Source organism: Bradyrhizobium sp. NBAIM08, from assembly GCF_020193935.1.
Classification (GTDB): Bacteria; Pseudomonadota; Alphaproteobacteria; order Rhizobiales; family Xanthobacteraceae; genus Bradyrhizobium; species Bradyrhizobium yuanmingense.
Window position 1 is genome coordinate 93,597 of sequence record NZ_JADYVR010000017.1, and the last position, 26,031, is coordinate 119,627.

Here is a 26,031-nt window from a genome sequence, read left to right on the forward strand (position 1 = left end):
TGGGATAACGGTTCCATGTTGGCTTTCGACGATATCGCTTTAGGCGATGCCTCTCCCGAGGAAGCGCGGCACATCATTCGTGCTGCCCTAACCGACGGCGGCGCCCGTGCGGCTGAAAGCATCTACCGAGCCCTCCGCGCCTGGACTTGGAAGTGCTTGTCCGACGGCCGGCGAGACGAAGAATTGCGGCGCTGGCACGAGATTATGGCGCGAACTGGGGCTTATCTGGAGGTCGATCACAAGACCTTTGCAGACAAGATCAGTGTGCTGAAGGAGTTGGTCTCTGAATCCATTACTGCGGGCGAGCGTCTGTCATCCGCGGATGTGTTACAGCGTGAGCATGTCCGCGACATCCTCATGGAGATTTTCCGTGAGCCGCATCGTCGAATCTACAGGGCAGCACTGCTGCGCCATTTTGGTCTTGGACAGGCAAATCTCTCACGAGTGCTGAATATGATGACGGTTGCCGGTCTTATCCGGCGTACCAGTTTCGGTAAGCACGCGGCTTTCAGTCTAACCTCGGTCGGCTTGCGAGCCGCCAAGCTAATCGCCGAAAGAGAAACACCAGCACACAATCACAAGCGAGTCGGAGTGCCGACGACAGTGACCTCGCATCCAATCAAACACGGGGGAGCGAAGCAGGTCCAAAACGCCAAGGAGCTGCTTCATCCAACCAGAAGCGCAAACCAATACGAACCCGCTGCATTCAGCAAGGCCGTGGCTGTTTGAGGGGATGTAAGTTCGGATCGGAGAATTTCAGATGGCGAGTAGCCGGGCCGTAGACGCCGCTTCGGAAAGCGAAGAGCGGACTCCTGACGCAATCCGCATGTACGGGGATTTCCTCGACAATGTGAGCGTCGTGAAAAATTCGCTTATGTCCTTGCTCCTTTCGGTCGGTGATATCGAGGCCGCAGGAGACGAGAGCAAAGTCGCTTCCGGTGAGGAAACTGCGCCGGGTCGGACAGTACTCGTGCCGTTCGTCGAGATGAAGCTGGAGGGCGAGCAAGAGCCGTATTTCGCCAATGTGCTTACCCTGGATAACGTCGCCTATCTGATCTACGATCTCGCGCAGGACTTTGAGGTGGTCTGCCAACAGCTTTTGACTGTCTCGAACGGAGGAGTGCCGCCCGAGGCCCGGCGCATTGAACAATCCGCAGAATGGATGAAGCGGGCCCGTGAACACGCTGGCCGCGCATTTCAGTATCTGGAAAAGATTTCGGACCGCATAGAGTCGGTCGGTTAGGATGAGCCTATAATGGGTTGAGGGCTCTTGAACATGCCAAGCTTAACGGCTCGCGACAGCGCCTGAATGGCTAACTATTTCAGCTTGCCGTTCGGCAAACATGCGATAGGCACTTTCTGCACTGAAACGCGGGTGACTGGAATAAATTGTGCCACGCCAGTCACAGCCGCGTCCTCCAGGTGATGCTAACTGGCATTTTCGTCGCGTCGGCCTTGGACGGATTGCCAAATCTGATGCCGCGACCCCGCGGCGTCCTCTCGATAGGACAACGTGATCAAAGCGTCGGAATCTTGGCGTCGATCCCAGCTCTTGGCATTTCCCTTACAGTCGAGAACGGAGTTTAGTGCGGCTTTCGTGGGATCACGAATTTCAAAGGTCCGCCGTCGCACATACCATCCGCCAAGATTACCAGCTCATATTCGTCGCTGACGTCTCGCAACACCGCCAACGCCTCCGGCTTGAGCTCATCGTCGCACTTGCGGAGCTTGACATCATCGAGTCCAAGGCCGGTAACGTTTTTCAGTTTCGCCACGTCGGCGTGAACGCCATCCCACAGGCCCAGGATCCAACCGGCCTTCTCATTGGCGACATCGTCGTCGGGGCCAGCGAGGACCAGTACGCCGTCATTCACTTGAACCAGATCCCTTATACCGCGGCCTTCGCCGACTTCGACCAACGTGGCGTCCGCCTTCGGTGTGTCGGATTCGAATAGTGCGACGGCATCTACCGAGAGGATCGGCGCTCTTGCATCTTTCGCCGGTCCGCGAAAGCCGAAGTGCAAAGTCCCGTTCCGTATTGCGACGCCTTCGATGTTGACGCCTCGTTGCCCTTTGAGGTTGGGAGCCTTCTCGGGCGGCTCGGTTCTCAGGCATTTCTGCTCGCCGATGCTGTCCGACAATGCGGGTAGGGAGCTCATTAAACGCCAGAGGGCGTCGGTATCCTTGTAGTCGGCGAAGTGCTGCGAGGTATCCAGTTTTGCCCTTCCGCTCGTGGGGTCGATAGCGAACCGGATAACATGCCGGCTCCCCGGATTGCTCTCGCAGGTCTTGCGTTTTGCCGAATGGGAGCCCGTAACGTAGAAATATTTGCCGTCGGTGGTCGCCCCTTCTGCGTCCAGTTCCTCGTCCGAGGATCGGAGCGGTACAGCCGCATTGTCGATCACATAGCCCGAGGACGAGACGACCACGTAGTGCGCCAGCGTACCCTCGTCGAAAACGACTAGGCAGGGGCTGCCGGCCCCTGTATTGCAGGCTATTCCGCTGAGCGACTTCCGTGCTTTGTTGGCATGCGACGGGAAGATGAATTGTCCGGCTTCCCACGGGCCCGCGACAGGCTTTACTGTCGGGACGGTTTGAGCGTGGACGTCTGCGGCAATGCTTGAGTGAAGTCTAATGAGGAAACGGAGTTCCCAATGAAAGCCTCGAGCACGTTGCTCGCATATTGGCACCATTTGACCATTTCACTGGGAATCAGCCCTTTCTGTCGAACGATGTGACAACAGATGTAATTCCGTTCTTCTCATAGTGAGCCACTTGACCACGAAAGAGGGCGTTGCCAGGCAGGTCGGCCAAAGCTCGACGAAGTTCAGCGGTAAGATATACATTTATCCGGGAGACCATAACCCGCCTCATTTCCACATCAAAGGGCCGAATTCGAACGCACTTATCGATTTGGTGACGCTAAGTGTCATTAGGGAAGGCATCGAAGAAGGATCTAGACGAAGTAATCGCCTGCGCAAAGAAGGCGGAAAATCGAGCGTTTCTGGCAGCAGAGTGGAGAAGGCTAAATGAGCGAGAATGAGACTATCGATAGCGGAATTCCGCTTCCTCGCATGGCATCGATTAAGCCCTTCGCTCCCTACACCATCGCCGTGAAGTCGGCGGATGGTCCACGCGCCGGGCGGGAGGATGCTATTGATATCAGTCCAATAATCTTCAGTTACAAAATCTACAAACCGCTTCGTGAGGAAGGCCGGTTTTTGACGGCGCGCCTTGTCGACAACGATGGGGACGCGGTCATTTGGGATGGTGGCGATGATCTCACGATGTCGGCGGATATGATCTATGCGCTAGCTGAGCAGATCATTACGCCCAAGGAGTTTGCAACTTTTCTCGCGCGCAACAACCTGACTCAAGAGGCGGCTGCGGCCCATCTTGGACGCAGTCGACGCCAGATTGCGACCTACGCAACAACCGGCCCTATCCCCCGGATCGTGGCTTGGGCTTGCTATGGTTTCGACGCGTATCGACGGGCCAAAGCTATGGCTGAGAAGGTTGAAAAGGATGAGCATGCTAAAAACAACAAGACGGCTTAAATTCTATTGATCTGCCACAGCATGTGCTGCTCCGGACTTGTTCGTATCCGAGCCCGTTTTTCGTAGGAAGCAGCGCCAGGATTATTGGAAGAATCGCGTTCGCCCGTTCTGGCAAGAGGTCTGGCCCAAGTCCCGAAACCTTGCTTCAAATAGCATCGCGGACTCGCTGGCTGTCCTGAGCATCGCGGGTTTGCTTCAACCTTAGGCGCGGTTCTGGACTGGCTGCAGCCCCTGGAGCATCCCCACCATGTTGTGCACGAGCTGGATGAGTCAGGACTGTGCGCCCGATTTCCCAAAGCCGCATTGCGTTTGCTCGACGCTATCATCAGTGATCAGCCTTGGGCTCCCAGAGAACTTGTGAAGTGCCTGGAGGCTATCGTGCAAGCGATACCGGGGTTGCGAAAAGACAATCGATATCAGCGCTTGGCTGAGTATGCGCGAAAACACAGGGTCTGACGTTGACACTTAAATCCGCAAAAAATTGAGATGGTGCATGAATACGCAAGGCATCTCGCAGGGAGTCTGCCCGCCAAGGATCGGACGATGCACCTCAACCAGTGCGACGGTCTCGTTTCGGTTCTTTGGCGTCACGGACGACGGTCACAATCTCAAAATATGAAACACTCGCAAGCCGGAATACCGCGCGACAGATCCTGCTGAGGTCCTGAATGCCGCTTTTGACGAACGATCCCCTTACGCAACTCGCGTTCTCCATCTACGAGAGCAAGGGCGTGTTTGCGCTCCTGTTGGGGGCCGGCCTCTCCCGTGCCGCCGACATTCCGACCGGATGGGAAATCACGCTCGACGGAGACTATAACGACGCCCGAATCTTAAACACGGAATCCGAGCTGAGCGGCTACCCGGCGCAATACGACACCTGTGCGGTTGGTCTGGAGAATGGGATCATGCCCTTCGTGCGGCGTTTCTTCGCGCGCCGAACCCCGGCGATACTCGATGTTCTGGGCTGCGCGCGGTACACTTGGCGACGGCCGCAGCAGTTGATCGAACATCGGAAGGCTCGGACAATTCCGATCATCGATGCGAATAAACGCATGATGGGACGGGTGCGCTGGTAAGTCGTGGCACGCGTTTGTTGCAATAGAGAAGGAGCTGCCAGATGAAACGGCCGACCCCAGGAACCCAGCGTGCGAATTTCAATGCTCTGGCGAATTTCAGGCGTTTTTGGCGAGACTGCGATGGTTGGCAATCGAACCAAGCGGCCGGGTTCGCCTCATTTCCCGCGTCGATAGAGTACCGATGGAGGGGTAACACACGGCTATTTCGCTCTGACGTAACAATCATATCTCACAGCGGCCCGGACGATGGGAGAGTCGATATTGAGGAAGCACATAGGGTACATGTTGACGACTTCCACCTTCGCTTCGAAGCGCGTTGGCAACAGTACACATTCGACGAAGATTCTGGCTCGCTCACCATTACGGGATCGTCAGACAAAATGGGAGGACCGTATATTGTGAACGTCATGCCGATCTTGGTGAGAGAGGACCAAGGCGAACCTCGCGAAGGCGATTGAGCGCAACATTCAGTACGGCTGATGGTGGGGCTTTGTTGTACTCGGTGCCTTTTGACCTTTCCGGGGTAACCTAACTGGCAACCACCTATCGCTTCGACCACCACGCGCGTTCTTGGGCCAGCGCGTCCGGAGGCGTCGCAGGATGAACCCGGCCGGGAAAGTAGGGCGCCGAATGACTGTAAGCGTCAGCCCGCTGGTGCCGCTAATCCGGACGCCCGTCGGCCCGCCAACCACCGAGCCGCCGTAATCTCGCCCGAGCCGGGCGAAGATCAGAGCGAGGATCTGCTCCGGATCCTTCTGAAGGGTTACCGGCTGGTAATCGGCCTCGACGATTGGGGGGCCGGATCCTTGAAGGTGCGACTGTAGGCATAACCCGCCTTCGCGAGCCGGCGTTCGTTCACCGGCCGACTCCAAATTGCGATTGCCGCGGCGCTAACCGCGGCGCCTCTTGCGGTGGCACGTCGCTGTAGTGCGGAGCAATCGTCTGCCACCAATCATCGAAGCTTCCGAAGTCCGCTCGTCACCTCTCGGTAGTCCGCCCACGGTCAAGGCCGTCTCTCCGGCGACATAGGCCGCATCAGCGGCCCGCTTGGCGAATTCCTCCAGATTCTCGTTCGCTTCGCGCTTCCACCTCAGAGTGCCGGCGTAGGCCCAACTGATCGGCCCTGGTGGACCGCCTTCTACGAACAAGATCCGGAAAGCCTTGTCGGTCGGGTGGCGCTTCGCGTTGAGCTTGCGCTCGATCGCGGCGAGCCGAGCTTCAATCTTCTTCGTCATTGGTTCCGGTCCTTTGTTCGAGTTGCGCGAGGCGCGCTTCGATGTCGGCGGTCTCGATCGCGCGGCGTTGCATCTCGATGGCGGCAGAAACCTCCATGGCCTCGGCCGGCGATAGCTCACCGTCCGCCTTGGCTGCCGTGACAGCATCCAAAGCGGCCACAACGTCGCCCGTAGTTTTCATCCGCGGCAGCGGAAACCGCACGGGGCGGCCCCGGCGCCGCGGCATGACCCGGTCCAAGATCAATCGAGCTGCGCCCATGTCGCCGCCCTTCGCTTTTCTGACGACCCTAGCGACCACGGCTTCGAGGTCAGCCGACATCAGCGCCTCGGCCAGGACTGTCGTCGCGTGACGAGTCCCTGGCCGTTTGCCTGCCGGATTTCCAGAACGACCCTTCGGAAAGGGCCGGCCGCGGACTCGCTGCTTTGGCGCTGCATTTGCTGCAGCTGAACGTTCCGTCGTCACGGCTTCAGTTGCGGGTTCCGATGAAGGCGACGTGCCGAACCGGACGCGACATCTGCTTGAAGATGGTACCGTTGCCGAGGAAGCGCGTCGCCTGGTGACCACCCGGCAGCGTCTCGCGGATCATGCGGTGCTCGAACGGTTTCAGGTCTGGCGGGTTGAGACCATACTCAACCGCTCGGCGCGCATCTGGTCGCACACCGTGTTGAGCGTGGAGCTATCCCGCGCGATCACTGCAAGCTCCGTGTCTTTCCACTTTTGGAATGCCGCTGCAGCGCGGTTAAGCCTGACCTGATAATCGAGAATGCTTCCGTTCATCATCGGAAGCGAAGCGCGCTCGCCGAGCGCGACGTACGCGACGTCGGCCCTGGCCCGCAAATCGGCAAATGCATTGCGGGTAGCCGGCGTCTGATGGACTGGTTGGCGAAGCTGCAGCTCGCGCACGTGCGAGAAGAGTTCGATTTCAGAGCGCGAGACGGAGCCGGCCGCAGTGCGCTGTGCTTTCGTCCGGATCGTTGCCCATCGGATCGCCGTCGTCCTCGTCCTTCTTCTTAGCGTCGGACTTGAACTGCTTCAGCTCACCATCGAGCGCGTCGTATTTCGCGTTCATCTGCTCGCCGACCTTCGCTACGTCGGCGCGCGAGCTTTCGGCGATCGCATTACTCGCAGGAAGAAGTGCTTCGGGATTCACTCGTGGATCTCCTGGGAGTGCGTGTGTGAGTGCGTCCCTGCGTCGATTGAACCTACTGCAAATCCCGCGCGCTCGCGAATAAGGGTAACAAGCGCGCAAGTTGATCTGTCAGCACACATCCTGCATGATCATTCGCGCTGATCCGGATCTCCTCTTTCCAGCCCAACCGCTCCGTCGTGCTGACGTGCCGGCAACGGCGGGGCGGTTTTTTAGAGACCCGACTTAGCGCGGACGTACCGCCGATCGTTCTCGTTGGCCCCGGCGTGAGTGGTCGCGCGCCGGGGCCATTAAATCCGCGAGAGTCTTACGCTCTTCCCGGAGCTCCGCCGCCGCTCAATTGTTTGAGCTGTTGGCTAATCTCAGCGAGGAAGTAATTGCGCAGCTTTTCCAAAGCCAATGTCGATACCTCCGGCGAGCCATCGCGCACCACTTGCTCGAATGCGCTCACGATCCGCTCGAGCTGAACGATTATCCGATCATCGGGCAGGCCCGCGAGCCTTATGACGGCGGCGTCGACCATCTGCTTGAATGTCGCGGCATCTTTCTCGTCTGGCATGTACTAGTGCCTCTAAGAGTTGCTTCCCTTCCGGGCAGCCCCGCCGCGCTCCCTGTGCTGTCGGCGCCTGGGATTTTCGGACAACTGAGCGACCGATGTACTCGATCAGCCGCGGCCGGTGCGTCATGTGTCCATGCGTCGCGGAGTGCGTAACGACAAACAGCGGCCGCGCAGCACTTCGACGAGAAGACGATGCTCTCATTTGAGGCAGCGATGACCGTCATCGACGCGCGGCTTGAAGGGGTTTGGCACTCAGTTGAGATTCAAGTTCTCGGATCGCTTCATCGGCCTTGGTCACAATGTCTGTGAGCGTGTTTATAAGGTCATTTCTCGTGTGGGCTTCAGCCTTCGTGAAATCAAACTCGATATGTCTGCCGATTGCTGGCTTGTCGGGCTGATCTTTGGCGATCCGGGCGACATATCCCGCGCTCTCCTGGTACTGATAATATGCTTCTGTAATTTTCTGAACCTCGATTGGTGTAAGCAATCCTAAGTTCTGGATGTTGGCAATATATACCTTGAAGCTGTCGACCAGAGGAATCCAGGTGAAGTCGTTGCGCTCAACATAAGCGATCTCTGATCTCATCAAGTTCGCCAGACTGGTGAGTTCGGCCTTGAGCGAGGTGCGTAGTACGGTCCGTGTGTTCTCGCGCAAGCGACGCTCCGTTCTTGGCGTTTGAAGCGCATTCCATCCAAGGCCCGCCAATACTCCGACGAAACCAAACACGCCGGATACGATAGAAGGCAAGATGCTGATGCTTTCTGCTGCCATCGCGGATCCTCAAGTGATCCTACACATTCTACACGCCAAGGCTTTACCGAAAAAGGTTGCATTTTGGCGCACTCCGACTCCTTACTCCCAGAGATAGGTGCGCCGCCATGCTCATGGCTCCCGGATGATAGGGAGCACCTTGGTTGGTGCCCTTGCGGCTTCCGCGCATTTTGATGCTTTCAATCGCGAGCGCTATGTGCTCTGCGCTGTTTTCGGGAAGGCGTTGAACTTGGTCACCCAGCTCTAACCGTCCAGCTGCCTATCATTGCCCAAGTGGTGCATCGACGACAAAAGGAAGGTGCCTTGCTGCGCAGCACTCTGGTAGATCAACGACGACATGGTCTGCTGCGAGTTCGTAATCAGCGTCTTTGGCATCCGGATTTCATCGCCGATTTTCAAGTCCGCGCGCATCACGGTTTTGAAGGCGATCGACGGTGCCTGAATCCATGTGGGCTGACCGATCAGATCATTGGAAGCGATCTGCTTTGCGCCGGACTGGGCGCCGCCGAGTAAGTAGCGGATTGCCTGACGCGGTCCGCGCGTCCGTAAGCATTGAAGCCCACGTCCGGTAATGACGACCTGCCATCGACCGATCACGGGAGTGAGGTGGGGCATGCGGCTTTATTGCGTTCTAAACAAACGAGTGAAGAAAAAATGCGCAAGGTGGCGGATCGACAGCGCGAAACATCGACATCACGGGTTTTGATCCTCAGCATCGAAAATCTCTTGACGATTCAAGAGAATATTCGATAAATCGCGCCACTACTGTAGGTTATGTTCTCAATTTTCGGGTCGGTGTCCGATAGGAGATCTCCGCTCAATTTGTTGCGGGCCGCCCGCTATCTACCGCGCAGGCCCTCGACGAGGGCTGGTACGAATTTCTAAAATCCAAGCCTATTTGCTCGCTCAGGACTATCTCCGATGACAGTATGGGAAATTGACGGGATGACTGTGCGCGAGCAGCTCTTTACATTACTGCGCAACCTGCGGTGGATTGCTGTCTTCTCGGTCCTCATTTCAATATTGCTGTACTTGCCAGATCAGATTCAAGAGCTCTACCGGATAGCCGCTGACGATATTGGGTGGGTAACGCTCAAGGAGTTCGTCGCCGTGGGCGTGATTGCGCTTACGATCTGGGCGGCCGCTTTTCAGCTTAGCGCCGCAACCCTGCCTCATATCCCGCCCGCTAGGGGGACCGTGGCGCTTTGTATCAAAGTTGCACCCATTGTACTCGGAGCGTTGCCGATCATCGCCGCGACGGCAGGTCAACTCGCCTCGCGGCCAGCTGAAAAGATCGGAGAGGTCGAGGAGGTCGGGAGTATCTTCCGCATTCAGGACCAAGCGCTCGCCTTCGAGCGGAACATGCTACTCATCCTTGCGCTTGCCATGTTGATCCTGCTCGCCTCGTTTGTCGTATTCGCTTGGCAGATGGGATCAAAACATCGCTCGGCGGCACTCGCGAACCGGGCGAACATCGCCTATTTCATCCGCTATAGATTTCTCGCGCTCACGATCGGCGGCATCGCCCTGTTGACGACCGGGTTCGTTTTGTTTCCGGACAGACTTGCACAATTCGTCGGATCGTTCGGCGTAATCGCTCTCTTTGCGATGTGCGTGGCCGGTCTCACCACCCACTTTGCACTACTGACGATCAGGTTCAATTTTCCTTTTATACCGGTTGTGTTTGGCGGCTTGTTCGTGGTTGCCTCATTGTTCGGAGGCGATGACCACGGGCTACGCAGCGTGGCCGGAGCAACCGGCCCATCAGAAGACATGCGCACTTCTGCAGTCGAAGCATTTCGGGATTGGCTTCGGCAAAAACCGCGCCTGGCCGAGGCCGAGAGGCTCGGAGAATATCCGGTGTTCATTGTGGCTGCCCAGGGCGGAGGCATCTACGCAGCCAACAATGCGGCGCGCTTTCTTGCCAGGATGCAGGATCTCTGTCCGGCATTTCGGCAGCATCTGTTTGCGATAAGCGGCGTCTCCGGGGGGAGTGTCGGCTCGGCAATCTTTGCAGCTGCGCTTCATGCCGACAAGGCGCCACTTGATACGGTCGCTCCCGACGCAAAGACATGCCCGAAGATCGCCGACTTTCTGGCCGGCGTCGGCCGGGCCGAGGATGTCGATGCCCCCGGGCAGGTGGAACAGCGCGTTGCAAGCATCTTGGAGACTGATTTTCTCTCGCCCTTGGTTGCCGGTTTTCTATTTACCGACTTCACCCAGCTGTTTTCTCCGTTCGCTATCCCAAGTTTTGATCGCGCGCGTTTTCTGGAGTACACGCTGGAGAATGCTGCAGACAGAATGCTCAAGAACCAAAAGGGTGTTGGCGACCAATCCAATCTGCTAAAGGCCGATTTTCAGTCACATTGGACACCTTCCAACAATATGCCGGCGCTGTTGTTGAACACGACGGATGCCGGTAGCGGCAAGCGCGTTGTGATCTCGCCATTCGATATCGACCCGCTCCACGTGAAAGACAAAGACCTCTGTATTCTCTCGATGCTTGATCGTGCCGGCACAGGAGCCGATCAAAGTGTCAAGAGCCACTCGCTGCGGATTCCGCTTAGTGCCGCGGCCTTTACCAGCGCTCGGTTTCCATGGGTGACGCCGGCAGCGACGGTCTCCTTGCGGAACGATTGTATTACCGCCAATCCGCAGGCCCGCCTCGTGGACGGCGGATATGTCGAGAATTCCGGAATAGAGACCGCGCTCGATTTGATTGAGCGGCTCAAGAGCATCAAGGGCACCTCTGACGCGCCAAAATTCCGGATTTATCTGCTGTCGCTGGTGAGCGGTCAGTTTGGAGACCACGGCTCTTTCAAGTTCGGTGAGCTCATGGAGCCGGTGCGCGCGCTCTTGAGCACGCGAACCTCTCGAACCTATGTTGCGCTCGACCACGCGAACAATATCGATCGTCGGCCAACGAGCGATGTAACGCCTAGCGTGCAACGCTTTCCAACGTTCGGTCGAATAGACATCACAGGCTCGTTTTACAACCTGCCGCTTGGTTGGACGCTATCTGAGAAAACCGAAGATATCATTTCGCTAAGCAGCGGCCGCTTTTGGGATTGTGTGCCGAAGGATGACTTCGATCAATCCCGCAAGAAGCAGAGCAACGCGGATTGCTTGCAAGTGAAATTATTTCATCTCTTGAACGGATCCGTCGCATCTGCATTTGAGGCACTTAGGGATGCCAAGCTTGCAAAGGCTGCTTACGCCGATGAGTTGGAGAAGGAATACAGGCCCGCTTCAAAGATCAAGCCGCAGCCGTTACTTGCTTGCTATGAGAGCAAGTGGTTGCAGGAGCGTGGCTATCAGAAATACCAGGATAAAGTCTCTGCGTACGAGCATGAACTGGCGGAATCGATCAAGAATCATGCGCCAGTTCCTGCACCCGTGCCGCCATATCGAAAGAGCTATATGGCGTATTTCCAGGCCGAGCAGGTTAAGGCTTTGCTGCAGGAATGGGACCGCATCGACGAGCGCGATCCACGGATCCTGGCCTATATCCTGGGGGCAATCTCCTACGACAGCGCCGATTTTACACGAAGCAGCGAAGACTTCTCTTACAGCGCGGTCTCTCAACTGCCGCGTAAATGGCGCGACCGAATAGAAAAGAACAATGCCGAGCTTGCGGCCGCGAACAAATCGCCCGTCGGCATGGAGGCGTTGCTCAACCATCCGAAGGAATTGGCCAACTTTGTTCTTGGTTACGAGGGCAACCCGTTCGGAAACCAGGTGGGGACGGACGACGGTTGGCTGTTTCGTCCACGAGGAATGTATCAATTGGTGGGACGCGAGCAATATCAGGAAGCGCAGAACCAAATGCAAGAGATCGGAGAACTGGCCGGGCTTGATCTCCTCACGCTTCCCGATGCACTGCGCGATGCGAAGATCTCAGCCAAGGTCGCCTTCGCTCACTTTCGGCTTCATCCCTATCGGAACCGAACGTTGTTTGAGTTGCTCAAGGATCCCTCGAAGGACTGGATCGCCGTGCGCGCGCTGCAAACCGACATGGAGCATGGCCCAACCGATAGGGAGCGTGTCTATGCAAGAAGCCAGATGTTTCTCGGCTGCATTGAAGAGGCGTTACATCCTACCCAACTCAAGACATTGCAGAGTAAATTTTACGGCAGCGAGTAAACATCCTGATACCGGGCCGCGGGCGGGATGTGACTGAAAGCGTTGTAGATCGGACTTTCGATTGTTTAGTCTTACAGGGGAATTGCTGACGATGGCAAAGGGTGAAATCCGCCGGTCAAAACTTGGTCGGCTGTTTACAAGTCTGTCCGCAGCGGGGCTGATCGTCGCCGTTGCCTTGGGAGCAGGAACAGCCAGGGCCGAGACGCCATCGAAGCCGCTTTCGGCCAACGACGTGTCCATCCTGTTTCCTCCACCGAAAGCGCCAGCAGACCTCGTCAATCTGATCGCGATGTCCGACCTCGCCGGCCCCACTGGGGCTCCGCAGCGGCTTTTGTCCGATGAGGATTTTTCGCGTTTCATTGCAAACGCCGAAAATCCAGAACGCGAAGGCGTGCCGGACTCGGGCACACGCCGCATTCAGCTGCCTGATATCGTGAAAAAGATCGATGCCTGGTTCGTTGCGGGCATCCGGATCGATCCGGGAGCCCCGGGATTATCTACTGATGTCATCGCCCAGTTTGGCCGGCAACCGCAAATCCGCCTGATCATTCAGCCGGTGACCAATGGACCCCAGGGATTGAAGGTCCATGACACTGCCGGTCATCTTATCTTCAGTTTCAACCTCGAGCCTGATTCACCTCTTGATGGTTGTGGGCCATTCCCGCGATTTAAACCTGACGATCAAGCTTTCAAGGCAATCGTTCGTGACGTTGCATCATTGCGTGATCAACTTGCGGCGGGAAAGTTCGGCAATGTCAAGGTCTCGACTACCGGTGACATGAACGTGCACCCGGGCCTTATCGGTGCATCCGCAAAACCGTTTCGTGATGCCCTCAAAGCTTTGCTGGAAAAGCATCTCTCGCCGCAGCGCCTCAACACCATGGCTGTCATGGGGATTTCGCCGCCCGAACCCTGGGTTTTCGTCTCGATGCTGAGGGTCCCGCAGGCCGGGTTGATACCAGTGCCTGGCCCGACGCTCGACGGCCTTCATGCCGCGCAGATGTTTAGCATCGTAGGCCAGACGCACGTGGTCCCGCGGCCTGTCACGAATAACCAGAATCCAACGACGTGTCGCCACGCGGCGCTACAGAATCCTCCTCTGCCGCTTGCCAATCGTAAGGGTGTTTCGACAGCCGATTTCATCGATGCCAAGGTGCCAAATAGCCGCGTACTCGAGATCGTCAATGTCATTGCCGACACGAAGAAGAGTCATTTCTTCAATACGGACTGCGTGAGCTGTCACACCGAAACCGCCCAGTCGCTGGCCAGGAACGTGCAAGGCTTCGCGGTGTCAGGCGTGAACCGAGCCGTTCTACCGAAAGAAGACTGGAATGTTCGCAATTTCGGTTGGTTCCCCTCATTCCTGCATGGTGGCCCAGCGGCCGCGACCATAACGCGACGCGCGGCAGCCGAGACCACCGACGTCGTCACCTTCATCAATAGCCAATTGCTGAACAAGTAATAAGCGCCATCGCTGGCCGGCGCGCTCGCGCGGCGGCAGGCGCATCTGAGATTAAGGAGAATTTTGGGATGGGGGCACGTTCGTTCAACCTTTGGGTGGGTGGCGTGGTGAGGCGGTGGCCTCATGTCGTCGGTCTCTTGTTCGCGATTGTGTTCGTCGTGGCGGCGTCAATAGGGATGGCGTATTTCGTACCGGAGAAGCTTCGCGATGCGGCGCTCAAGGTCAAGAATGACGCAAATCTGGTTGCCCAATTGCTGCCCGCGACGCTGCCCGCCCCATCGAAGATCGATAGCGCATACTGGCTGCCGCAGAACTGGAGTGCGCGGCAGCGTTACTGGTTCCACCACACGTCCCAAGGCACGGCGACTATTCCTGTGCCCTATAGATGGTTCCTGGCTCTAGAACGTCCTGAGTTGTCGGTCCGCTACACGAGCCTGACGGACAACGAGTATCTGCGTCGCCTTGGTTTCATCCCAAGTCCGAGCTCAAAGGACTTTGACGCTAGCTCACCCGCGTACGGCTACCAGGAGGACGCCAAGGGCGCTAGCTCCACTTGGACAGCGAGCATGCCTGACAATGCAAATGGTTTGCCTGTGGGGTTCGCGATCCTGAAAGGGGGCGTCGACCCGACAACGGGAGATTTCTACGAAGATCAGATCGGACTAACCTGCGCCGCCTGTCATACAGGTCATCTCGAGTACAAGAATGTCAGCATTCGCTACGATGGTGGGCCCGCGATGGTCAATCTTGGCGAGGTTGAACGGGTCATTGGGTTATCGATCGGCTATACGCTGATGTTGCCGTGGCGGTTTGAGCGCTTCGCCGACCGGCTGGAAAGCATTGAAGCTCGAAGCGTCGACCGCAAGAAGCTTCGAGGTGATCTGGAGCGCGCACTTCAAAAGATCAAGAAGCAAAAGGCCGCAAACGATAGCCTTTTGACGAGGCAGGGAGTGACGAACCTCGACGAGGGTTTCGGTCGGCTTGATGCCTTGAACCGGATCGGCAACCAGGTCTTCTACACGAATTTTCTCGATCCAGCGAGCGGAGAACTCCCAGATCCGCTCCTGAAGGGCAACTTCGCGCGCAACGACGCTCCTGTGAGTTTTCCGCCAATCTGGGACACGCCGTACTTCCTTTGGGCGCAGTATGACGCCTCTGTTCTCAACGAGCTTGTTCGCAATTCAGGCGAAGCGCTCGGCGTCAGCGCGAAAATCAATATGAGGGCGCCGGCGCCGGGACGGCCGCTATTTGAATCATCCATCCATCTAGCGGACATTGCGCGTTTTGAGGAGCTTTTGCGCGGTACCGATCCCTTCTCGTCGGCTGAGGCAAGCGGCAGGAAATTTAACGGGCTTGTCGCGCCACGATGGAAGGATGCGCAGGACAGGTTCCGAGGCGACCCGGCCTGGGCCATTGACGAGAAACTCGTTGAGAAAGGTCGCGATCTTTATCGCTCGCACTGCTTTGAATGCCACCGAGGGCCCGTCAACGATCCCGCATTCGAAGCAAAGTGGCCGGAAGATTCGTTCTGGAAGCCGGAGAACCCAGATCGCTCTGTCAAGGGCGAGAAGAATTGGGTGGAGATCGGCGGACGCCACTATTTCAACGTCGCTCAGCTGCCGGTGAACGCGATCGGCACTGATCGCCAACAATCCAATGTCCTGACAACTCGGCGTGTTCACTTACCTGCCTCACTCGGCCTCAATCCGATCGATGACCTGAACAAAGCCTGGGGATGCGGCCTTCCGGCCGATGCGGCGCCAAACCCCTTATTTGTGCTCGCGCTGATGGATGTCGTGGGCAAGACGATCGATCAATGGAACCTCGCGAACAACTCCTCCGAAAACACCAAGCAGCAGATGTGGGGGCCGAGGAAGAATTGCCAAAACCCGCGAGCATACGTTGGGGCGCGGGTGCGCCGTAACAGCAAGGACGAAGATGTCCTTGCCCTTGAACCTCAATACCGGGCGCGTCCGTTGGACGGCGTCTGGGCAACGGCTCCGTATCTGCACAACGGATCCGTGCCGACGCTGAAGGACATGTTATTGCCGCAGGGTCGGCGGCCGAGCTCTTTCTGCGTGGGCAGCCGCAAATTCGATCCTGTTGACGTCGGGCTCGTTGCGAAAGTACGAGCGAACGACGCCTGCGCGGCCGGGCTGACGGACTTCAACGTATCTTTGCTTGGGAATAGCAATCGCGGGCATTCTTTTGAGGGCAAGGAAACGGACGTAACGAAGCTGCCGCCTGGGGTCATCGGGCCAGAATTAACCGACGCCGAACGGCGGGCGCTTCTAGAGTATTTGAAGACGCTATAAGGAGGCCGTCACGCTGGAAGCTCGGCGCTCGTCGCCCTACGGCAGAACCAAGTCGATTTTCTTGGGAACGCTTCGTAAACTTATCCTTGAGGACATGTCACTCAAGGTCCTGCGGGGGAGTTGCCGGAATTCCCTTCGAGGATCGGATGACGGCGGCGGTCCTTGATTCGATTGCGCGTCATGCCGGGGCGCGCCGGGCTTGGCTGATCAATTCGATCAGAAGGCTGAACTCTGGCCAGGATTAGAGCCTTAATCAGGAGTAGAGCCGTGATCTTCTTCGGTGCTGCTAACTGAGGAGGCGCTCCCGCGCTCGAGCTGGGTGCAGAGTGCGCAGAAATCTACTCAGAACGTGAACTGGATGGCGCGCGCGGACTAGTCTAGCGTCATCGACAGAGCTTGTCGGGTTCACGGCATCGAATAAGTCGCCGATCATTGATGATGCGCCACGAGCTGACATGTTCAACCACGAGGCCCAGCTTAGCGCGGACAAGACCATCAGGCTATCGAACGACTTACCCGAGTATGTCGGTAATCTTCGCTAAAGACACCGGACTTGATGACGCGCGACGTTCTTCATTGTATGATCATGCAACCTTAAGTGAAGATGTTTAAGAGCCATTTCCATCGCCGTTCACATTGGCAGTTGATAGTATTTATGTCGTGAAATTCGCCGTGCTGTGCAGTCATTGCACCGCTCCATTGGAGGAGACCTTCTATGCTCAACTCCGAAACCACCGCCTGTCTCCGTCGAATTCTGGATGAAGTGTGCAAGGGGCTGTCGCGTGAGGAGACCGGCATCCGAGCGCACGTCGCTTCCAAAATTCTAGAAGCCGCCTCTCGCGGCGAGACGTCCGTCGAAGTTCTCAGGCAAGTTGGGCAGAACGCCTTGACCAGTGCTCCCTCGATGTGGCTACAGCAAGGCTCTCGTCGATCTTCATCCGAAAGTAGCGGTGCCGGCGAACCTACCGGCCCAACCAAACAGGATTAAGCACGCCGATCCGAATCCATCAGCAAAGCGCCCGCGAACTGAAACCATTCAGGGAGCGCGCTGTCGTGGAAGCTGACCCGGAACGGCTAAGCGCGCGAAACGGCATTTGTCGTAAACGGAATCAATTCAGGGTTGGCCAGCGGATCTCGCGAAGCGGGATCATAGTGGCATCCGGCGATTGACCAAGCACCCGCAAAGAACCTGGGCGATTTGGTGGGCAGAGACGGCGACCAGCGCAAGTTCGAGTAAACTATTCTAGCTGGTGGGACGAAAGCGCGCCGGAGGCTCAAGGAAAAAATATCAAGCCTTGCGATGTCGCGTTGACGGATTAGAACCATTGAGCAACTGTCGCGAACTGTCACTCCGGCCGGTCGAGATCCTCCGGCTGCTACATGCCGCGCGGTGCTGACTTCGGATCGGATCGCGCGGAGAGTGCTGGAAACTCGCTGGATCTTCGGGAGCGGGCCCTGCACGAAGGCTCGTTGTGATCGGGCGCAAGGGGGCGACGTGATAAAACACGTTGCGCCTGACCTGATCGGCGAGCCAACCCGGAGCAAGCGAACGGAAAGGGCGAGAAGACCGGCAAAGCGTCGGCTGCTTGCATCGCAGATCCTGCTGGGCGCCGGCGATCAAGTTCAGACTTCGCTCTTCGTTTGTCGCATAGCTTGCGCCATCTAGCAGCTCTTACAAGCGGCTTCTCTACACAAGCAAGCAAGCTTAACGGAGTTTACTGCGGCCTGTGACGAATCTCAGGTTCTTGAAAAGTATCTTTGTTGCGGCGATGCGCATCTTGCATGATGGCTCGTTCGCGTTGGCGCGTTGTTGCGCAGCTGGTGCATTCTTTCATCGTCTTCTCTGAAATCCCGCATTTTTGGTGCGTGTGTGATCATGTTCACGCGCCTTAAGGCCATTAGACGAAAGCAGGGCGATCTTAGGAAGTTGGATCCTGGCTCATGATCTTAGATCAGGCGCTGCCTTCAGCCTCGTGCTGCCGATAGGGGCAAAAATAGCCTGACAGTACTTGCGGCTGGCAATGTGAGAGCGCGAAGTCGCTGCATTGTCTCGGCGGCGCACGGTATTCCTCCGGGGGCCGCGCTCTGTCTCTATTTTGTGCGGTCAACTGCCAGGAAGCTAAAACAAGCTGCGCGCCGTAAGGAAAATCTACGCCTCCGGACAGAGCCAGGTACGTAGGTCACAGCCCTGACGACCTGCATTCGGTGACACGCGCAGATTTCGCAAATCGAGGGATTGAGTCCGTTGTTTAGCTGCAATGGGAGTTGCAGCGTTCACATTTTGCGCGACTTTCCTGCTCGGCAAGAAGAACAACCCAATCAACCAGCCGATGAAAAGACGACGCGCATTGGACAACTCCAAGTCGCGAGGAAGTGATTGCGGACTCGTTGGGGTTGTTGTAGATATAATATACGCCTTAAGATAGAATTAGCTTACCGAGGCGAGGCGTCCTGTCGTATCCGCTTCGCGAGCGCAGGCCGCGAACGAGTTCAATTCTTGGCGGATGAGGCCATGCCGGTCGCGTGAGGTGACGACGCAATTGTCCTTCGCAGATTTTTCAAGCACGAGTTCTGAGACGAGGCGAACGTTACGCAAGCTCGAAAAGAAAGCTGGTTTCGTTTCATGGACTGGACATGGATTGCGTCTATGATCTGCACTGTTGATCAGGCAGCAAATCGATCTGGTGGCCCGATATGCGAGTGTCCTTCGATGGGAACGGCACTGGACGCATCGGCGCGCAGAGGGAGTGAGATCCTAAGATGCTGGTGGTGTGTATCAAAAATCAGCCGCCTAATTGTGGGGAGTGATGACCCACGCTCAGACAATTCGGATCCGTGTCCTCAAGACCGCCTTGGCGGGATTGTCGCCAGGCACGACCACCAAACACGGGGCTTGTTTAGACATCCACGGAGAGAGGCGCCGACATGTGTGGCACAATGACTGTTGATAACGTCATCCCGCGAGCAGACATCGTCAAGCACGCGGACCGGCTTGGTGCCGAAATCAAGAATAGTACGCTGTCGGAGGATTTGCCAGACGAGGTCATCGTAGCCTTCTACCGGCTGCTGCTAGAGCATAAGGTCATCTTCTTCCGTGATCAGGGAGATTTCGATGATGCCCAGCAACAGCGTTTTTTGCTTCGGCTCGGCTCACTGATACCGAATCCCGCCATGGTGGACACAAGGGGAGGTTTAATAGTTGGGAAGACGGTGCCTGATCGCGCCCGCAGTCATATCGACCAGGTGAAGGATGAGGTCGTCTTCAGTGCCGGCCGCGCAACAACTTCAGTGCTGCGGGATGCATCGATCCTGCCTTTTCGCGGGGACATCGCTTGGTCGAGCACGGCGGCAGCTTATCTTGATCTTCCCGATCCCCTGCGGATGCTTGCAGATAACCTCTGGGCTGTGAGCTTCGTCGCATCCGATCTCACTCCGACAGAGGGGGCCACCGAATCCAACAAGCGGCCATGGGGCGGCGTATCCACCGGAACGATCTACGAAACGACACATCCGGTCGTTCGTGTTCATCCCGAGACCGGCGAACGTATGCTCTGGCTCGGACGCTCCGTGCAGAACTTCGTCGGTCTGCAGCGCTATCCTAGTCAAAGACTGTTTGAGCGGCTGCAGTCGTATCTTGTCGCGCCGCGGAATACGGTGCGCTGGAACGGGAAATCAGGCGACATCGTAATCTGGGACAATCGCGCGACTGAGCCGTACCTCGCCAACAAAATCGGCAGTCCTCATTGGGCGATGGAGCAGCGTGCGATTGACGCCGGCGTACCGCACGTGAAGCGGCCGAAATCAAGGGCTGCAAAGGCTGCCTGAGATTGTCTGCACCTCCGGATGTCGTAAGACGCCTGGTGACCCAAGACCAAGTTGCGGCGCTGCGACGTCGAGCGGAGCCCCGCTTCTTATTTCCCCGGGACCGGCTAACGGGCGCAGCTGCCGCCTCCTCGACTTCTTCCAGGCCCAACTGCATTTCATCTTCAGGCATCGCTCTCTCTCCGGCCAAACCGATGCCGCTGCATTTTTGATGATCTGATACAGCCGTTGGCTCTTGCTTACCGAGCGGCATCGCCCTCATCGTCTCGGAAAGTAAGTCCGGGTGTTGCTCACTACCAATTCAGCATATTCGCCCATCCGGCGACGCATCCGATGATTTTGATTCACATCGCGCAGGGCCGGCAGAAACTATCCCGGTCGCGTTCGTGCCGGCGTCTTACGTGTCTCCAAGAACAAGCTGCCAGTCGAGATTCTCAGCAGCGTCTACAATTACCTCTCGGCAAGCGCATCGCACCATGCTCGACCTTCGGCCAGCGGAAGATACCATCCTCGAGCACCAGCTTGATCCTCCGCCCGACAGCTCTGGAGAACGGGTCTGCTCCCATGCTCTTGCGCAACAGGCCAGGGTAGCAAGTCCTTCATTGCGGAAGTCTCTTTGTTGGGCCTTGCGATCCCGAACCGCACCCGACACTCCGACCACAATTCCAAACAGACTCTTCGGAAACCTCAGGCTTGAGCGGTTGTCCGTAGGTTTACGCGAGCGGCGCAAGCGTTCATTTTTCGAGGATACTCACATTATATAATACGCCGCTCCGGGGGGAGCGGGGCGCTAAGCGGAACCGTGCTGGCGCGGCATCGGCTGGGGCGGGCGATGGCAATTGGCGGCCCTAGATCGAAGGGAGCACGTGGCCGCTCCGTTTCGCCTGCTCCCGTCTTTAGCTGAAACATGGCTCTCTCGACAATTACGTCCTGTTCCGGCGAAGCCGTGCCGGCTTGCGTCCTCTGGACATCGGCTTGGGGGGCATTGCACCCTTGGGCGGCTCAGTGAACAATTCGGACAAGTGAATACCCAACGTCGCGGCGATACGGTCCAGGAGATCAACAGTCGGGTTCTCTTTTTTCTGCTCAATGCGCCCCATATATGAGCGGTCGATGCCGGCATCATAGGCCAACTGCTCCTGCGGAATGCCGCGCTCTACGCGGATCCGGCGCACATTCCAAGCCACAAGCGCACGAGCGTTCATGCGCAAAGGCAGCCATTCCGATGATTATGAAACCACTGGTTATAGCCAGACTATTACGATAAGCTCGCACCCAAACGGTGGCGGTTCTCCCGAATCGCTTCGAGGAATCAGGTAACGGTGAGATGCAGACGCCGTTAGCGCGTGCGTCTTCTCGTCGACCATCAAAAGCGTTCTCGAGGGCCAATAGCTTGCCAGAGGAGGAAGTCGGGCTCAGAGGTTACCTGCGGCGTTTTCCCCAGGACCGCGACTAGACAGGACGAGCGTTCAGCCGGGGCACGAAAAGGTAACAGATATTCTCCAGTTGACACGTTCTGGCCATGCCTTTCACGAGTGCGAGCGGGCCACTCACCATGGGCCGCCAAGCCATTCCGCCAGGAGCAGCAAGGACAACCTAGTTACAGGGCAAAACTGCAGTCACTTCGAGTATGGACTGCGATGAGGGAAAGCGCAGGATGGAGCCACCAGGTCACTGTGGGCCGATATGCGATTGCCATCTTGGCGCGAAAGGGAGGTTGGCGTGCGACAATTGGGTAGGTATCAAAACAACCTCAAACTAGTTATCGTTGCTCTGATTTCGATTTTTCAGCTTGGTAGGAGTTTTAGGTAGTGCCAGGCGAGCCGAAGATCGCAGAATTGGCGCCCAGCGTGGACGAGCTCACGTCATATGACAAGGAGCACGCTGTTGCCTACATGCGACTTCTTGATGCGGACGCTGACAAGGCAGATTGGCGCGAAATCGCGCGCATTGTGCTTGGGCTCGACCCGACCGTTGAACCGGATCGCACGCGACGCACGTTCGAAAGTCATCTGGCTCGGGCCAAGTGGCTTGCGGGCCACGGTTATCGCGATCTGCTAGGTGGCGGTTGGCCAAAACAATGAACAGAGCGGATATGAGGATCGCCGGAATTCCTAGCAATCGCAAAAGTTGATAATTCCATCGATTAAGTACGTGCGCGATGCGCACACGTACGCAAGCAGCCGGAAAGCGCCACAATCATCGGCTGCATTTCACCGCGGTGAAGATTTTGCGGGAAAGATGCGATGCCGGACACTGACTGGAGATCTGAGGAAGCGTACAGCGGCCTCGAGAAGGCAGATGTTGCTGACCTGGCATGGGAGTGGCTGCGCCGGGATCGCGACTACCAAGAGGAATATGAGCGGTTATCTCGCCGCGAACGTTCAAGCGCAGCGGCGGGCGAGTTCCGACGCAAGTGGGGGCTCTCGTTTTCCTGCTGATCCGCAAAAGACCTTCGACAAGCAAGCGGTCTTCTGGGCACCCGAGGTGCTGTCGACCGTGCTGAGTGTGCGGGCGGCCAGCTACATTGCGTCCGAAAGCTGCCAGCTCGATTTCGAGAATCTGCCAGGCAGCGAGCTTCGTCGTGCGCCGGATGGATGGCATGCGATCGTGCCACTCGGGGGCACGAGGCATCGCCTTTGGCTACGCGAGCTTCCGGCGAGTGGATCTGTTGTCCTCGTTGATCTGCCGCTCGACGTGAATTTCGAGCTTCGCTTGGGGGCCGCGCGTCGGCTTTGGCTCGCCCTCGAGCGTCGGCCGCTCGGAATGCCTCCTCTTGCTCTCCCTACTTTGAAGCAGCGTCGGCTGATTCTTGCGCTACGCGCAGTGGATGGATGGCAGCAAGGAAATAGCTATCGCCAAATCGCGCAAGGTCTTTTTGGAAGTCATCGTATCGCCGAGCGCGGCTGGAAGACAGACGATCTGCGCAGCCGAACCATTCGGCTTGTTAAGCTGGGGCGGCGACTCATGCGCCTTCGCTGCCGAGCATTGTTCGAAAAAGGCATCGGCAGGGATGACAGTTCATGAGTTGAGGCGCGACAAATGGCATCGTCTCTGTCTGTGCAACGAATTCTACTTCTGGCATCGCTCGATTGGCTGTAGGATGAGGTGTTTGCGTTCCGATCTATCACTCCGTCCTCTGTCGTCGGGGTCAGTGCAACAGAGACATTATCTTCGCCGGAAGACTCTGACCGTTTTGCTCGGATAGTCCCTCAGGTTGAGTGCTCTTCTGGATTGAGGCGGTACAACGAACTCTGGCAGACTGATTGAGACATCCAGAGAGACATTTCAGGTATGCTGCGCTAACGCCGCCTTCTTGCAAAGGCGGGCAACCCACCGGCAAAAAGAACGAGCGATCTCGGGATTCTCGCTGCGATCCACCGCATACGCCCGATACTGCATGCCACTTTGAGCGCGCGAGCCGGGTATGATTTGCAAAGCGCCACCTCGCACCAGATCACTGACGATGATTTCAGGTGCGACAAGAAGGCATTTTCCTGTCATGACTGCCGGCAGAGCAAGATAATTGTGATCGTAACGCGCGCCCGGTCGTATATCGTTTGAGGACATGTTCATCGCCCTCAGCCACGTCGGCAAGATGTCAGGACGTGATGTGATGTTCAGTATCGGCGTTGACCGAACAATCGAAAACTCTCTGCCTGCGACTAGATTTGGCGGGCCCACGCACACCAGCTCCTCATTGTAGATCTCCCAACTGTCGGCGGGTTCGACGATGGAAAGATCGCGTGTAATCAAAATATCGAAATCATCCGAAGATGCCGGCGGCGAGAGCGAGCTCACGACGTCCACGATAACGTCGCCCACTTCAGAAGAGAACGTCTGCAGATTTGGAATCAGAAATGAGGAAGCAAAGGTCGATAGTGACGTACGGACGACAATCCGATTGGTTCCTGCGTCCGCGCGGCGTCGCATTCTCTTCGCGGTGAAGCCGACCGTTTCGAGTGGTTCAGAGACTGCGTTTGCGAATAGCCTCCCGAACTCGGTTAGATCACTGCGCCGTCCACGCCGCTCGATCAGGTCAGCACCAAGATAGTCCCGCAGGACGGACAAATAGCGGCTGACTGAGCTCTGTGTTGTTCTCAAAGTGGTGGCGGCGCGCGTGACGCTGCCTTCGCGGGCGACGGTCACAAAAGCGCGGATGGCGTTTAAAGGAACTTCGTCGTCTTGAGCCGCCACTGTCTGCTCCGGCGCCAGAATGAACATCCATCACATTACTCGATGTCCATAGGGGGATTCCCGCGTATAAAGGGTAGGCTGTGCATAAAATCCACGTCGCGCCATTGATACTGGGTCAGTACCGCAGAAGATCTGCGCCGACAGCTCGGTGCTGTAATGGGGCTATGTCCTTTTGCGGCGTGCCGGCTTCGGCTTGCGACCTTTAGGTAAGGTAGCGGGTGGCGGCGCCCCCTTGGTTGGCCGAACAAACAGCTCAGAGACAGCAACGCCGAGCGTCTCGGCAAGCCGATCGAGAAGATCGATTGTAGGGTTCGCCTGTTGGCGCTCTAGTCCGCTCATGTAGGAGCGATCAACACCTGCATCGTAGGCCAATTGCTCCTGCGGAATACCGCGCTGGACGCGGATCCGGCGCACATTGTAGGCCACAAGCGCACGAGCTCTCATGCGCGAAAGCAGCCATTTCGATGGTCATCAAACCACTGGCTATAACCTACATAAAAACATCATCGGACTGGAAAAGAGTTGTTGCAGAACGCGGAGAGCAGCGCAGACGCGACTGGCGCCATGGAAAGAATCCGATGCTGCTCCTGCTAGCCGCCATGCTAGCCAAACTAGGGGATGGCTCGGCGATCGGGTAGTGAAACCCTGAAAGCGCTGTTCCTGGCAGATGCCGCAAGCCTCTGTGTCGCTGGCCACCTCTGCTCCCGTGAGGGCCAAGCCGCTCGCGGTGCTACTAAGTGGTATTGCCGAGAGGGACCGCAGGGCACCTACTGTACTAGTGGGCAAGCCTTCAAAGACGCTGTCCCTACCGCGCCATTACCGCGCCAGGGACGTCAAGGGTTAACGGCGACGTGACTCGGCGCTCAATCCCTGGAAAGCGCTGTCCTGCCACGCGCCGCTAACCTTGGCACCAGCCTTGCCCCATTCGGTATGAATGCTGACACTTCGCCCCTCTAGGGTGCCGCCAAGTTGTAGGCTTAGTACGACTGCCAATCACCTACCTGAATTGGTTGGATCGTCCGCTACTTTCTACCCTGGTTCGTTACCTTCGCGGAGAAATTGGAGATGCCCAGCATACTAGTCTAAACCGATCCGCTGCATGAAAAAGGCTTATACGCTGCCGCTCATGACGGAGCCCGAGAATGTTGCCGGTAAGACGGGAGGCATGGAAGCGATCGCTTGAAAGACCACACGCGTCCCTAAATTAAAGGTCGTCAATCTCCCCCGGCACAAGCGGACCGGGTGTCCGTGCCCGAAAAAGCATGACAGTGCGGCTACCAGGGTCGGTTCTCCGACGCCGGAAGCAGCGCGGGCGCGACTCGGCGCCGGTCGGTTGGGACTGGATCGGCGCTGTCCCTGCCGCGCCAGCGCTGCAGATTGACGCTCTCGATGGGTTGGTGGTGCCGGCTCAAGTGCCGCGAAATCGGACAATTACGCTAATCACAAGCCGTAACGAGCCTGTGGGCGCGTCGATCGCGAGTGCCATGCAGACGATGGCAGGTCCACTACAAGAGTAGGTAGGTGCCAAAGTGGACGCGGGGTCCTAGCGTCCTCCTGTTCCTCTGCCGATCATCGAGCCAGAAGCGAACAGCGAGAAGGTCATATGGACAAAACCTTACGACGTGCGGAATCAGGGTGGCTGCGCATGTCACCTCGATGACGAGCTCCGGCGTTCCGATTTGGGCGCCGAAGAAGGCGACGAATGGCGGGGCGCGTGCCTACGGAAAATCAATCAGGCAAGAAGC

General features: G+C 57.2%; 23 protein-coding genes. 12 read left to right on the forward strand and 11 right to left on the reverse strand.

The window, feature by feature from the left end; all coding sequences use genetic code 11:
• Positions 1-15: 15 nt before the first annotated feature.
• Both I6F37_RS34875 and I6F37_RS34880 read left to right on the forward strand, forming a co-directional pair.
• Positions 16-729, forward strand: a complete 714-nt coding sequence (locus I6F37_RS34875; RefSeq protein WP_225130006.1) for a hypothetical protein — start codon at positions 16-18, stop codon at positions 727-729.
• Between the two features lie 31 nt (positions 730-760).
• Positions 761-1,243: a hypothetical protein gene (locus tag I6F37_RS34880; RefSeq protein WP_225130004.1), complete on the forward strand. Its 483-nt coding sequence runs from the start codon at positions 761-763 to the stop codon at positions 1,241-1,243.
• Positions 1,244-1,583: 340 nt separating this feature from the next.
• Here I6F37_RS34880 and I6F37_RS34885 read toward each other — a convergent pair whose 3' ends face one another.
• The gene (locus I6F37_RS34885) at positions 1,584-2,429 is read right to left on the reverse strand and encodes a DUF3616 domain-containing protein (protein WP_225130002.1); all 846 of its coding nucleotides are present in this window, start codon (positions 2,427-2,429) and stop codon (positions 1,584-1,586) included.
• Positions 2,430-2,766: 337 nt separating this feature from the next.
• Here I6F37_RS34885 and I6F37_RS46045 point away from each other — a divergent pair, with 337 nt between their 5' ends.
• The 3 genes from I6F37_RS46045 to I6F37_RS34900 all read left to right on the forward strand — a co-directional run bounded on the left by I6F37_RS46045 (position 2,767) and on the right by I6F37_RS34900 (position 4,633).
• Complete coding sequence (locus tag I6F37_RS46045) at positions 2,767-3,033, forward strand: DUF4160 domain-containing protein (protein WP_225130000.1); 267 nt, start codon at positions 2,767-2,769, stop codon at positions 3,031-3,033.
• On the forward strand, positions 3,030-3,557 hold the full coding sequence (locus tag I6F37_RS34895) for a hypothetical protein (RefSeq protein ID WP_225129998.1): 528 nt from the start codon (positions 3,030-3,032) through the stop codon (positions 3,555-3,557). Before I6F37_RS46045 ends, I6F37_RS34895 begins: the two co-directional genes overlap by 4 nt.
• Positions 3,558-4,225: 668 nt before the next feature.
• Positions 4,226-4,633, forward strand: coding sequence for a hypothetical protein (locus I6F37_RS34900; RefSeq protein ID WP_225129996.1), 408 nt, complete (start codon positions 4,226-4,228; stop codon positions 4,631-4,633).
• 890 nt (positions 4,634-5,523) lie between these two features.
• Here the strand turns inward: I6F37_RS34900 and I6F37_RS34905 are convergent.
• The 7 genes from I6F37_RS34905 to I6F37_RS34935 all read right to left on the reverse strand — a co-directional run bounded on the left by I6F37_RS34905 (position 5,524) and on the right by I6F37_RS34935 (position 8,962).
• Positions 5,524-5,868, reverse strand: a complete 345-nt coding sequence (locus I6F37_RS34905; protein ID WP_225129995.1) for a hypothetical protein — start codon at positions 5,866-5,868, stop codon at positions 5,524-5,526.
• Positions 5,852-6,331, reverse strand: coding sequence for a DUF5681 domain-containing protein (locus I6F37_RS34910; protein ID WP_225129993.1), 480 nt, complete (start codon positions 6,329-6,331; stop codon positions 5,852-5,854). Before I6F37_RS34910 ends, I6F37_RS34905 begins: the two co-directional genes overlap by 17 nt.
• A 141-nt stretch (positions 6,332-6,472) precedes the next feature.
• Positions 6,473-6,772, reverse strand: a complete 300-nt coding sequence (locus tag I6F37_RS34915) for a hypothetical protein (protein WP_225129992.1) — start codon at positions 6,770-6,772, stop codon at positions 6,473-6,475.
• A 19-nt stretch (positions 6,773-6,791) separates the two neighbouring features.
• Positions 6,792-7,019 (reverse strand): hypothetical protein, encoded by a 228-nt coding sequence (locus tag I6F37_RS34920; protein ID WP_225129990.1) that lies wholly within the window; start codon positions 7,017-7,019, stop codon positions 6,792-6,794.
• A gap of 304 nt (positions 7,020-7,323) precedes the next feature.
• On the reverse strand, positions 7,324-7,575 hold the full coding sequence (locus I6F37_RS34925; RefSeq protein ID WP_225129988.1) for a hypothetical protein: 252 nt from the start codon (positions 7,573-7,575) through the stop codon (positions 7,324-7,326).
• A 220-nt stretch (positions 7,576-7,795) separates the two neighbouring features.
• The gene (locus I6F37_RS34930) at positions 7,796-8,347 is read right to left on the reverse strand and encodes a hypothetical protein (protein ID WP_225129986.1); all 552 of its coding nucleotides are present in this window, start codon (positions 8,345-8,347) and stop codon (positions 7,796-7,798) included.
• A gap of 243 nt (positions 8,348-8,590) precedes the next feature.
• Positions 8,591-8,962, reverse strand: coding sequence for a hypothetical protein (locus I6F37_RS34935; protein WP_225129984.1), 372 nt, complete (start codon positions 8,960-8,962; stop codon positions 8,591-8,593).
• Between the two features lie 330 nt (positions 8,963-9,292).
• Here I6F37_RS34935 and I6F37_RS34940 point away from each other — a divergent pair, with 330 nt between their 5' ends.
• The 4 genes from I6F37_RS34940 (at position 9,293) to I6F37_RS34960 (ending at position 20,092) form a co-directional block, all read left to right on the forward strand.
• Positions 9,293-12,490 (forward strand): hypothetical protein, encoded by a 3,198-nt coding sequence (locus I6F37_RS34940; RefSeq protein WP_225148623.1) that lies wholly within the window; start codon positions 9,293-9,295, stop codon positions 12,488-12,490.
• 91 nt (positions 12,491-12,581) lie between these two features.
• Positions 12,582-13,952, forward strand: a complete 1,371-nt coding sequence (locus I6F37_RS34945; protein ID WP_225129980.1) for a hypothetical protein — start codon at positions 12,582-12,584, stop codon at positions 13,950-13,952.
• 68 nt (positions 13,953-14,020) lie between these two features.
• On the forward strand, positions 14,021-16,267 hold the full coding sequence (locus I6F37_RS34950; protein ID WP_225129978.1) for a di-heme-cytochrome C peroxidase: 2,247 nt from the start codon (positions 14,021-14,023) through the stop codon (positions 16,265-16,267).
• Positions 16,268-19,204: 2,937 nt separating this feature from the next.
• Positions 19,205-20,092: a TauD/TfdA family dioxygenase gene (locus I6F37_RS34960; RefSeq protein ID WP_225129976.1), complete on the forward strand. Its 888-nt coding sequence runs from the start codon at positions 19,205-19,207 to the stop codon at positions 20,090-20,092.
• 920 nt (positions 20,093-21,012) lie between these two features.
• Here I6F37_RS34960 and I6F37_RS34965 read toward each other — a convergent pair.
• Positions 21,013-21,294 (reverse strand): helix-turn-helix domain-containing protein, encoded by a 282-nt coding sequence (locus I6F37_RS34965; protein WP_225129974.1) that lies wholly within the window; start codon positions 21,292-21,294, stop codon positions 21,013-21,015.
• A gap of 645 nt (positions 21,295-21,939) precedes the next feature.
• On the opposite strand from I6F37_RS34965, the gene I6F37_RS34970 reads away from it, so the two are divergent.
• From I6F37_RS34970 to I6F37_RS34980, 3 genes are all read left to right on the forward strand, one after another.
• Positions 21,940-22,173, forward strand: a complete 234-nt coding sequence (locus I6F37_RS34970) for a DUF2285 domain-containing protein (protein ID WP_345944132.1) — start codon at positions 21,940-21,942, stop codon at positions 22,171-22,173.
• Between the two features lie 162 nt (positions 22,174-22,335).
• Positions 22,336-22,530, forward strand: a complete 195-nt coding sequence (locus I6F37_RS34975) for a DUF6499 domain-containing protein (RefSeq protein ID WP_225129970.1) — start codon at positions 22,336-22,338, stop codon at positions 22,528-22,530.
• Positions 22,448-23,116 (forward strand): DUF2285 domain-containing protein, encoded by a 669-nt coding sequence (locus I6F37_RS34980; protein WP_225129968.1) that lies wholly within the window; start codon positions 22,448-22,450, stop codon positions 23,114-23,116. Before I6F37_RS34975 ends, I6F37_RS34980 begins: the two co-directional genes overlap by 83 nt.
• Before the next feature lie 261 nt (positions 23,117-23,377).
• On the opposite strand, the gene I6F37_RS34985 is transcribed toward I6F37_RS34980, so the two are convergent.
• Both I6F37_RS34985 and I6F37_RS34990 read right to left on the reverse strand, forming a co-directional pair.
• Positions 23,378-24,313 carry a LysR family transcriptional regulator gene (locus I6F37_RS34985; RefSeq protein ID WP_225129966.1) on the reverse strand — a complete coding sequence of 312 codons (936 nt, stop codon included), beginning with the start codon at positions 24,311-24,313 and terminating at the stop codon, positions 23,378-23,380.
• A 135-nt stretch (positions 24,314-24,448) separates the two neighbouring features.
• Positions 24,449-24,730 (reverse strand): helix-turn-helix domain-containing protein, encoded by a 282-nt coding sequence (locus I6F37_RS34990; protein ID WP_225129964.1) that lies wholly within the window; start codon positions 24,728-24,730, stop codon positions 24,449-24,451.
• Positions 24,731-26,031: the final 1,301 nt, after the last annotated feature.